Annotated in this window: 11 protein-coding genes; 7 read left to right on the plus strand and 4 right to left on the minus strand. The window is 65.5% G+C overall.

The annotated features are described in order from the left end of the window. Positions 1-21 precede the first annotated feature (21 nt). The gene (locus ACGFZA_RS10250) at positions 22-822 is read right to left on the minus strand and encodes a TauD/TfdA family dioxygenase (RefSeq protein WP_329539167.1); all 801 of its coding nucleotides are present in this window, start codon (positions 820-822) and stop codon (positions 22-24) included. A 168-nt stretch (positions 823-990) separates the two neighbouring features. On the opposite strand from ACGFZA_RS10250, the gene ACGFZA_RS10255 reads away from it, so the two are divergent. Then, positions 991-1,410, plus strand: coding sequence for an NUDIX hydrolase (locus ACGFZA_RS10255; RefSeq protein ID WP_329539166.1), 420 nt, complete (start codon positions 991-993; stop codon positions 1,408-1,410). Between the two features lie 6 nt (positions 1,411-1,416). Continuing rightward, positions 1,417-2,577 carry a helix-turn-helix domain-containing protein gene (locus ACGFZA_RS10260; protein WP_393678617.1) on the plus strand — a complete coding sequence of 387 codons (1,161 nt, stop codon included), beginning with the start codon at positions 1,417-1,419 and terminating at the stop codon, positions 2,575-2,577. 140 nt (positions 2,578-2,717) lie between these two features. On the opposite strand, the gene ACGFZA_RS10265 is transcribed toward ACGFZA_RS10260, so the two are convergent. Both ACGFZA_RS10265 and ACGFZA_RS10270 read right to left on the minus strand, forming a co-directional pair. Then, on the minus strand, positions 2,718-3,158 hold the full coding sequence (locus tag ACGFZA_RS10265; RefSeq protein ID WP_393678618.1) for an ATP-binding protein: 441 nt from the start codon (positions 3,156-3,158) through the stop codon (positions 2,718-2,720). After that, complete coding sequence (locus ACGFZA_RS10270) at positions 3,155-3,757, minus strand: hypothetical protein (RefSeq protein WP_329539164.1); 603 nt, start codon at positions 3,755-3,757, stop codon at positions 3,155-3,157. The genes ACGFZA_RS10265 and ACGFZA_RS10270 overlap by 4 nt, the downstream gene beginning before the upstream one ends. A gap of 541 nt (positions 3,758-4,298) precedes the next feature. Between ACGFZA_RS10270 and ACGFZA_RS10275 the strand changes: the two genes are divergently transcribed. The 5 genes from ACGFZA_RS10275 (at position 4,299) to ACGFZA_RS10295 (ending at position 8,708) form a co-directional block, all read left to right on the plus strand. Next, entirely contained in the window at positions 4,299-5,552 is a 1,254-nt protein-coding gene (locus ACGFZA_RS10275; protein WP_329539163.1) for a helix-turn-helix transcriptional regulator, read from the plus strand. Continuing rightward, a complete protein-coding gene (locus tag ACGFZA_RS10280) occupies positions 5,549-6,091 on the plus strand; it encodes a GNAT family N-acetyltransferase (RefSeq protein WP_329539162.1) in 543 nt (180 codons plus the stop codon). The genes ACGFZA_RS10275 and ACGFZA_RS10280 overlap by 4 nt, the downstream gene beginning before the upstream one ends. Continuing rightward, entirely contained in the window at positions 6,088-6,627 is a 540-nt protein-coding gene (locus ACGFZA_RS10285) for a GNAT family N-acetyltransferase (RefSeq protein WP_393678619.1), read from the plus strand. The genes ACGFZA_RS10280 and ACGFZA_RS10285 overlap by 4 nt, the downstream gene beginning before the upstream one ends. A gap of 170 nt (positions 6,628-6,797) precedes the next feature. Continuing rightward, the gene (locus ACGFZA_RS10290) at positions 6,798-8,189 is read left to right on the plus strand and encodes a Tat pathway signal protein (protein ID WP_329539160.1); all 1,392 of its coding nucleotides are present in this window, start codon (positions 6,798-6,800) and stop codon (positions 8,187-8,189) included. Positions 8,190-8,228: 39 nt separating this feature from the next. Continuing rightward, entirely contained in the window at positions 8,229-8,708 is a 480-nt protein-coding gene (locus ACGFZA_RS10295) for a TrmO family methyltransferase (RefSeq protein ID WP_329539158.1), read from the plus strand. 158 nt (positions 8,709-8,866) lie between these two features. On the opposite strand, the gene ACGFZA_RS10300 is transcribed toward ACGFZA_RS10295, so the two are convergent. Beyond that, the gene (locus ACGFZA_RS10300; RefSeq protein ID WP_329539157.1) at positions 8,867-9,283 is read right to left on the minus strand and encodes an NUDIX hydrolase; all 417 of its coding nucleotides are present in this window, start codon (positions 9,281-9,283) and stop codon (positions 8,867-8,869) included. Positions 9,284-9,355 lie beyond the last annotated feature (72 nt).

The following is a 9,355-nucleotide window of genomic DNA, read 5'->3' on the forward strand; positions in this document are numbered from 1 at the left end:
GGGCTTCACTTCCAGGCGAGGTCACGCCCATGACAGGGCCTCCGGATGAGCGGTGGGTCGGGAGACGGGTGGCAGAGCCGGCATGAATCCGTGGGGCAGGACGAAGTGCGGGTCTCCCAGCCCACGCAAGTGCACGCGATTTCCATCGAACCCGGTGCGGGCGTGCAGCCATCGCTCGTTGTCGAGGAGGTACGCCTGGCCCGGTACCAGGCGGACAGGTTGTTGATGACGGAGAGTCGCTGCCTGGAGTTCGAACAGGTGCGGTAGGACGAGAGGGCTCCACCTGGCGAGCGCGTCCAGCCGCAGCCGGAGGGAGACGCGCCCGTCGAGATGAGGAGTGAAGACCTGAGTCGGATGTCCGTCGCCGGCGCCGAAGTAGGCCGTACGCGGCCGGGCGAGGACGTCCGCGGCCTCACCGGCCTGGTGCTCCAGCAAGTCCGCGTGCACGCGGAGCCCGTCGCTGAGCAGGCATTCCCCTCCGCTCTCGGCGGGCTGGGAGCAGACCAACAGCATCAGGCGTGGGGGATGGGGAAGTCCGGAGCGTTCTGTGTGCGGGGCGAGTTCGCCGTTTCCGAGTCCGGCATATCCGGGCCGGCCTGCGTGGCGTGGGATGCAGCGGATCGTGGTCAGTCCGTCGGAGTCGCTGTCGCGGTGTGCGGACATCGTCATGATTCGGGAGGAGAACGCCAGCACGTCGTTACGGGTAGCGAGCTGGTCGAGGGTGACGAGACCGTCCTCGCGCAGCTGCTCGGCGATCTGGGCCGAAGCGCCCGGGGCTCTGTGATCGAGGAAGTGCGCAGCGAAAAGATCACCGGGGCGCATCGTCGGGCTCCTTCGTCGGCAGTCAGTGGTTCCACTGTTGAGAGCGGCGGCCCGGCGGGTAAAGCGACAGATTGTCGACTCGGGCAAATCGCCTGAGAACGCGAAGCGTTGTTCGCCTCGTGCTACGGTCCGAAATCGCTGGCCCCGTCCTGCAATACGAGGAACCGCATGACCTACACGCCTCCCACCTGGCCCGTATCCGTAAAAGGTGTCGCCCTGGACAGGCGCGACAGGGTGCTGCTGCTGAAGAACGAACGCGGGGAGTGGGAGCTGCCCGGCGGACGGCTGGAGGCGGACGATGCCAGCCCCGAGCACACCGTTGAACGCGAACTGCACGAAGAGTCGGGCTGGCGCGTCAAGGCCGGGCCACTCCTGGACACGTGGATCTACCAGCCACTGCCGCAGACCCGCCCCGAGCGCCGCGTCGTGATCATCACCTACGGGTGCACCGTGCTCACACCGGAGGCGGAACCGGTGGTCAGCCACGAACACCAGCAGATCGGATTGTTCACTGCCGCGGAGGTCCCCGGGCTCACCATGCCAGACGGCTACAAGCAGTCCATCGCAGCGTGGTACGGACGGATGTAGCCGGCCATGGCCCTGTCCGAAACCCGCCCTTCGGCCCAGCACGTTGTGTGGCATTGGGCCACACCACAGGCCCGCACGGTGCTGGACAGCGGCGACCTCGGCGCGATCCTGCGCTTTCACCGGACCGTTCACGGGCTCAACCAGACCGAGTTGGGCACCCTTCTGGGCTACGACAAGACATACATCTCGGCCCTCGAACTCAGGAAGAAGACGCTGGGCGACGTCGGCTCGCTGCGCCGCGTCGCCGAACAATTGCGCCTGCCGCCGCACGTTCTGGGCGTCACCGACCCGGCCGATACCGACCACAGGGCCATGCTTCAGTTCGGCCAGTCCACGGTCCGTCTCGCCGAGATCGCCCGCCAGAGCGGCCACGCCTCCGAAGCCGTCGCCGAATTGTGGCCCCTGGTCGCCCGGCTCGAAGCACGCCTGGAAGACGGGCACTCCGAGAGGGAAGTCCTTCGACTGCTCGCGCATGCCCGGGTGGGGCTCGGTGTCGCGCTCGGTAACGTCTTGCCCGAGGACCGGCTGGCCACCGCAGCCCACTGGACCGCAAAGAGTCTTGGTATCGCCGCCCACTTCGACGACCCAGCCTTCCGTAGCTACACCCTGCGGATGCACGGAAATGAACTGCGCAAGGCCCGCATTATCGGGGCCGCTGTAGATCGACTGCGCCACGCCGCTGCACTGGCACCGAACCCGGAGGCTCGTGCGGCGGTGTTGCCGCTGTACGCGCGTGCCGCAGGCGAACTCGGCGACACGCGTCTCTTCGACAGCGTGATGAGGGAGACAGACGACCTTCTCCAAAGCGTCGCCCATACCTCGCTCTTCAATCCCTATGCCCTGCACGAGATCCGGCTGCGTGGTCTCGTCAGCACGGGGCGAGCAGCCCTCGCCATACGGCTGGTCGATCAAGGGCCAGGCTCGACGACCACGGTCGCACCGCAATGGCGAGTGATCGAACTGGTCACGGTTGCCCACGTGCGACTTCTCGCCGATGATTTGGGCGGGGCTGTTGAGTCCCTGAACACCGCAATGGCCGAGGCTGTGGTGCAGCGTCTGCCGCACCAGCTGCAACGGATCGTGCGGACTGCCGGCCACCGGCTTCCCACAGTGCGGGGCACGGCGGTGCAAGCGCTCGACCGCATGCGGCAGGAGATGGCGGCCTAGCCCCGGGATCACCGCGGCTTTGTGGCCCCTTGCTCTACGGTCAGGACTTGGTGTTCCGAGGTCGTCTCGGCTGGGTGTTGCGGCGTCGTTTGCGACTGCTGCGATGGGTAATGGTGCAGAGCTCCTGCACATTAGGGCGGTCACCAGGTCCTCCCCGAGGCAAGGCGGAATTCGCACCATGTGGTCCGGCCGCCGTCGCTGACTCCCCAGTCCTGGGCGAGCACAGCGACGAGAAAGAGGCCGCGGCCCGAAAGGTCGTCGTCGCCCGCTGTGGTGAGCTGGGCAGGGCTCGGATTGCCGTCCGTCACCTCGACCCGTAGTACGCCGTCGGAGCAGATCGCCGTCAGCGCTATCGCACCGTGCCCGTGCTGGATGCCGTTGGTCACCAGTTCCGACACCGCGATGACGACGTTGTCCACGGTCGTCTCCGGCACCCGCCACCGCCGCAGGTGAGCCGCGGTGATCTTGCGCATCTGCGCGACTTGGTACTCGTCGGGAGCGAAAGCGACTGAAAATCCAGGGCCGATGTCCGACTGCGTCTCGCACGCCGTAGCGACGACCGGTGATGGTGCGCGGCTCATTGTGCTCCTCCCGGAAGAGGGCTGTGGGAGAGGCTAGATTGCGCGGCGCCGTTGAGTCGCGCACTACGCATCTCTCCGTCGGCAACTTCGTACGCGACCTCGGGTGCGTCCACTGGCCGGGTCGCTCGGCGTTTTGCCGTCACGCTCTCCGACGTCACGAGGGCTACGAAGCCGCCGTAGTGAGCCATCAGGTCGAGCTGAAGTTCGTACTCGTCCAGGTGCGGGCTGATGTCCGTCTGCGCCGCAGCCACGACGCCATCGACGAGCCCGGCGTGTACCAGGTGCAGCGCCCAGCGCCAGCCGGGACGGTGCATCGGGTCCGTCTTACGGAGTCGGTCCGCGATGCAATGGTCGGCGGCGATCCGCCACCCCTCGCCGGCCGCGTATGCGCGGGGCCCAGCGAACGTGAGTGCCGGCCGCTTCCGTAGCGGATTCAAGGAGTACAGGGCGACGCGGGGTGTCCGCCCGTGAGCATTGAGGTGCGTGAGACGGTGGGCAAGGACTTCGCGTCGCGCGATCCCGAGCCTCACGATCGGATCGGGCGTGATGCGAACTTCGTTCGTGCGCCACCGCTCAGAAGCTCGGCGCTCGGCTTCCATCCATGCCGGTGTCCTGCGCGGCCGGGCCGGCTCTGGGCTCCAGGGTTCCAACGGGGGGTACAACGGCCACTGGTAGACGTATGCGGCTCTGTCCAGGTACTCGGTCAGCTTGTGGGCAAGGGCGAGGGGCATTACGGCCTCCCCAGCAGGACGTGGTTCCGAGGCAGGTCGACGCTGGCCAGGCGTTCGGCGCCCATGGCGTCGAATGTGCCAGTGGAGGCGTTCATGTGGAGTGCTCCCGCTCGTCGAGTAGCTGGCCTACAAGAGAGAACCGCCAATCCGCGGTGCGCGGAATGGGGTCAAGGGCTTGGGGGTGGTCAAGGTGGTCAAAGATCACTAACGGCCACCTGTCGGTACGGCACGGCGCCGAGGTGCCCGCGATGCCGAGGTGCGGCGTGACCGCTGATACTGAGTCAACGACGCTCGGTGAGCGGGTGACAGGAAGAGTCCTGGGTTCGCGCATCCCTGTAGACCGGAAGACTTTGCGTTCCCATTGCCTTGATTCTGGGCAGTCCAGTAGTGGCGGTACTACTTTCAGGGCATGGGAGCGAATGTCATCCTGCAGAGTCGGATGGATGAACTGAGCTTGACTCAGGATGAGTTGGCTGATCTTTGCAATCAGGCGCTACTGGAGATCACCGGCAGACCTGGGGACATGTCCTCACGCACGATCCGGAACCTGCTCAACGGGACAACCCGTCGGCCAATCGGCCGTACTTGCGCTGCACTTGAGCGTGTGTTCGGCTGCCCTGCGGCGGACCTGGGGTTCAACACCCCCAGAACCATGCAACATCCTCCGGAGGGCCCCGTGCGGCGTCGTGACTTCATCGTTGCCACCACAGGTACGGCGGCGGGCGCTGTACCTCTCGGGAAACAGCGTCGCTCGGTAGGCATGACGGACGTGGATCGGGCATCCGCCGGTATGAACAGGCTCGTCGAAGCTGACGACCGACAGGGCGGGAACCGATCCCTCGCTGCCGCAGCCATTGATGGGCGAGCCAAGATCCTGGAACTCCAGCAGCGAAACGCCAGCGAGAGCGTGCGTCGCGCTTTGTACGCCCTCGCCGCCGAGTACACGACTATCGCGGCCTGGGCGTGCATCGACCTGCGGGAGCTGGACACGGCGCAGGCGCACCTTCACGAGTCCACGACCTTCGCGGGGCTGTCTCAGGACTCCGCGACCGGAATGAGGGTGTGGATCAACGTCGCGATGCTCGCCTACCAGCGGAAGAACTGGCCCGAGCAACTAGCGGCCGCACAGGCGGCCAACGCCTCGAAGGCAGCTCGCAGAGACCCCTTCTTCAGCTCCATGGGCCGGGGGCGCCTTGCCCTGGCGCACTCATCGCTGGGTGATCCGAGAGGGGCCAAACGGGCGCTTGGATCAGCGCAAGAATTCCTGCGGAAGGCAGAGGTATACGAGCGGCCTCGCTGGACTGCGTTCTACGGGCCGGCGGAACTCAACCATCTTGCGGCCGTCATCCTGAACCGCAACGGTGAACCGGCCCACGCCGAGGCCATGGCCCATCGCGCCCTCGCCAAGATCCCGTTGGAGTTCCAGCGCAATCGTGCCCTGGCCACATGCCAGCTCGCCCTCGCGCAGCTCCGACAGGACGAGCCCGAGCGGGCAACAGAGACCGCGGCTACTGTTTTCCAGATCATGGACGGCGCTCCTCTCCCAGGGCGGATGCGCACGCTGATCGGGGATTTCCATCGAGACCTTTTCCGGCTTGCGCCATCCACGGCGTATGCGCGCGACTGGGCCGACCGTATGCGAGAAGAATGGAGTCGAGCGTGACCAGGCTGACCGACCTGCGCCACTACCACCACGGAAGCCTCCCCGAGGGCTTCAAGCAGATGCTGATCGACGTGCATGCTGATTCCTATGCCGAAGCGATGGACAACGAGTTCAACCAACGGTTCCCGTGGTTTGTCGATCATTGGTCCAGCATGGACGGGTTCACCTGCGTCGTCGCTTTTGAGGAGGAGGAGCCTACTGGGTTCGCGTATGGCGCCCCACTGCAAGCCGGTCGTGAGTGGTGGCGATCGACCGCGTTTGAACCGAACAGCGGCTACACCGAGACCTACGCAGTCTCGGAGGTCATGGTGCGGCCGAAGTGGCGTAAGCAGGGAGTCGCAGACCGGCTGCATGAGGCGCTGCTGAGTAGGCGCAGAGAAGACCTGGCCGTGCTCCTGGTCGACGTGACTCACCCCAAGGTGCAGGCGCTCTACGAGCGATGGTGTTACCGCAAGACCGGCGAGCAGCAGCCGTTCGCCGACTCTCCGGTCTACGCAGTGATGGTCCGGGACCTCCGCGATGATCCTCGCTCCACATGACCTCGGCACCCGCTATCGAACTCCTTTCGTTCACCGACCTGGACGCCGCGCGCGGCGACTTGCTCGATGTCTACGCTGAAGCGCGCGCCCCGCTGTTGCACCTCGCGAACTACGCGATCTCCTCGTTCGGCGAGCGACTGGACCGGCACGGCTCTGAAGCCGGATTTCAGGCCGTACTCGCCTACGAAGGCGAGCACCCCGTGGGCTATGCCTACGGGAACAGGATCGAAGACGGAGACCGGTATTGGCAGCGCACCAGCCCGGCGCCCAGCGAGCAGTACACGGCGCAGCCAGCTTTGGCGTTGAAGGAGATCGGTGTGAGTCCCCACTGGCGGGGGATGGGCGTAGCGCGACGGATCCACGACACGCTTCTTGCGGCCCGCGACGAGCGGTACGTGACCCTCATGGTCAATGAGGCTGCCGGCGACGGAAAAGTGCAGGCCCTCTACCAAACGTGGGGGTACATGACCATCGGTTACAGCCAGCCCTCGCCTGCCTCGCCCCGCCTCGCAGTGATGATCCGCCCGACTGGCTGACTGCGATCCGTGGCGTCGGAGTGACTACGCTGAGCATGGGATATTGCGACACCTTCCCTGCGCCGAGCGTCAGTTGGGTACTACGTTGATTGCCTGACCGTCCGTTGGTATCTCGCCGAGGCAGGTCGGTCAACGTGGTCAAAGATCGTTTTCTGGTCCGGGGGCACAGAATGGCGCGCGAGAGAAATGAGCGACTGGCCTCGCTCCTCTTGGAAGCTGGCTGGTCACGAGCTCAGGCCACCGCCGCGTATAACCGTGTCGCCGCCGAAACGCTGAACGGCGAAGTGCTGGAGAACTCCAGGATCGGACGCTCCCACGTCAGTATGTGGGTGGGCGGCGTTCAGCCATCAGGGATCGCTCCCGCTATCTTGTGCCAGGCGCTGTCCCGTCGATTGAAGCGTGAGATCACGCCACGAGAGACCGGGTTCGCAGCTGCCACCTCGCCAGCGCAGGAGGCGCTGGACTGGCGCGTCGATCCTCTGATCGCGCTGAGCGACTTGGGGAATGGCGTGAACACGGACCGGCGTCGACTGCTGGCAGGCGGCGTGTACTCTGCGGCGGCTCTGATCTTGCCGGACGCCACATGGTGGGAGGCCATGGCCGAACCGCCGGCCGAGGAACCTGCGGCCCGGAAGCGGGTCGGTCGAGGGGACGTCGAGACTGTACGGGAGCTGACCCTGGCGTTCTCGCGCATGGATCAACGACGCGGGGGCGGGCATGGCAGGCGGGCCGTCGACGAATACCTGAAGCATGAAGCTCACGGATTCCTCCGGGGACGCTTCGCAGACGAAGAGACCCGCCGCGCCATGTTCGCGGCGTCCGCCGAGCTCGCCTACGTCTCGGGCTGGATGGCCTTCGATAACAGCGAGCACGCCGTCGCGCTCCAGCGATTCAATATCGCAGTGAAACTGGCCGCCCGATCCGGCGACGCGCCCCTGAGCGGGCACATCCTTCGAGCCATGGCCCACCAGGCACTCGATATGGGATTTCGCCATGAAGCACTCCAAATCGCACAGGCTTCGGTGCACGGGGAGCGGTACGCAGCCGCTACCCCCCGGGAGCGAGCTCTCCTGGGCGTCGTGCACGCGCGGGCCCTCGCTGCGAATCGCCACAACGACCAGGCCGCCAAAGCCCTGCTGCGAGCTGAGGACGATCTATCCAAGGCACATGACGGGGTTAAGGAACCCGACCGGACGTTCTTCTTCGGAGAGGCATCGCTAGCTCACGAAACTGCCTGCACGTTGCGGGACTTGGGCGATCGTCAGCGCGCAGTGAAGGAGTTCCGCCGTTCCGTCCGCACACGCGGTGCCGCGTTCCGTCGCACGCACGCAGTTACCCTCGGATACATGGGCGCGACGCAGATCTCCCAGGGCGGCGTGGAAGAGGCGTGCGCGACGTGGACCAGCGTCCTGGACGCGATGGAGAACGGGATCTACTCCGGACGGGCGCGGCAGAGCGTCGTTGACATGCGGCACCTGCTGTCGCCGTTCCGTAAGCGCGGCATCCCTGCGGTGGGTGAGCTCGACGCCCGCGCGGCTTCCTACCTGGCCCAAGTAGATTGATCACTGGCGTCCTTACAATCGATTCGAGGGGTTGAGCCCATGGCCTTGGAGATCAAGCCGATCGGGGAAGTCGTCGCAGGGCGCACTGAGGTAGCCGATGACTACTGGGGCGGCGTTGAGTCTGTGATCCAGCTCGACGAGGCCGAGTTCCCCATCGACTCCGTTCAGGGCCTGGAAGAGTTCTCCCACCTGGTAGTCGTCTGGCACTTCGACCAGGCATCACCTGATGACGTCGAGTACCACGCGCGCAGTCCTCGCGGAAATCCGGATTGGCCGGCCACAGGCACGTTCGCCCATCGCAACCACCGGCGCCCCAACCAGTTGGCGCAGAGCTTTCCACGGCTGCTGAGGATCGACGGGCTAACGCTCTATGTGCGTGACCTGGACGCTGTGGTGGGCACGAAGATCTACGATCTTTCGCCGTACTTCACGGAGATGGGTCCGCGTGGAAATCTTCACGAACCTGCTTGGCCAGGGCAGATGCTGACTGACTACTGGGCCCCCACGCTTCGCGGGTAAGCCTGCCCCGGCTGGTGCGCAGCCCTCACACCACTGACACTGCCCGGCTCGATGCATGGGAACTGTCGAAGCGGCTGAACCAGTGGGTCGATTCGCTCAACGACTCCCCCCGCATTACCCGGGGAGAGCTCGACCGTCTCCTGATCAGTGCGCTGGGTTCATAGACCGATGGCCGACTTGGGACCCATGTACGAACCGGCTCCTGGAAACCCTTCCCGACACAACTTCACAAACAGGTCACTGAAGCCCAGGGCGGGCAGCTCACCGAGCTCGACGAACTCCACACCCCGAATCGGCCGGGTGTCCGCCCCTTCCGTGACGTTCCCGATCACCCCGCCGGTCCGGCGGGCCTCGAAGGTGATGTGAATGACATGCGCCTTGACGTTGTCGCACAGGTACAACAGTCGGCCAACCTCGACGTCGACCCCGGTCTCCTCTCGCACCTCACGGATTAGCGCCTCGCCGAGGGCCTCTCCGTCTTCGACCTTGCCCCCTGGCAGGGAGTATGACCTGGGCTCATCAGTGTCCTGGTCCAGCATCAGAACCTTGCCGTCCTCGATGATGACGGCTGTCACGCGTGTATGCATGGACCGAAGCTACCGCCCTCACTCACCGCCTGGGGAGCATCAAGGACGCCGCCCGTGCTG

This window comes from Streptomyces sp. NPDC048211, from assembly GCF_043202315.1.
Classification (GTDB): domain Bacteria; phylum Actinomycetota; class Actinomycetes; order Streptomycetales; family Streptomycetaceae; genus Streptomyces.

Excerpts from the sequence above, each read along its gene's own strand:
- ACGFZA_RS10250 (WP_329539167.1), bottom strand. The coding sequence starts at position 822 with ATGCGCCCCGGTGATCTTTTCGCTGCGCACTTCCTCGATCACAGAGCC.
- ACGFZA_RS10255 (WP_329539166.1), top strand. The coding sequence starts at position 991 with ATGACCTACACGCCTCCCACCTGGCCCGTATCCGTAAAAGGTGTCGCC.
- ACGFZA_RS10260 (WP_393678617.1), top strand. The coding sequence starts at position 1,417 with ATGGCCCTGTCCGAAACCCGCCCTTCGGCCCAGCACGTTGTGTGGCAT.
- ACGFZA_RS10265 (WP_393678618.1), bottom strand. The coding sequence starts at position 3,158 with ATGAGCCGCGCACCATCACCGGTCGTCGCTACGGCGTGCGAGACGCAG.
- ACGFZA_RS10270 (WP_329539164.1), bottom strand. The coding sequence starts at position 3,757 with ATGGAAGCCGAGCGCCGAGCTTCTGAGCGGTGGCGCACGAACGAAGTT.
- ACGFZA_RS10275 (WP_329539163.1), top strand. The coding sequence starts at position 4,299 with ATGGGAGCGAATGTCATCCTGCAGAGTCGGATGGATGAACTGAGCTTG.
- ACGFZA_RS10285 (WP_393678619.1), top strand. The coding sequence starts at position 6,088 with ATGACCTCGGCACCCGCTATCGAACTCCTTTCGTTCACCGACCTGGAC.
- ACGFZA_RS10290 (WP_329539160.1), top strand. The coding sequence starts at position 6,798 with ATGGCGCGCGAGAGAAATGAGCGACTGGCCTCGCTCCTCTTGGAAGCT.
- ACGFZA_RS10295 (WP_329539158.1), top strand. The coding sequence starts at position 8,229 with ATGGCCTTGGAGATCAAGCCGATCGGGGAAGTCGTCGCAGGGCGCACT.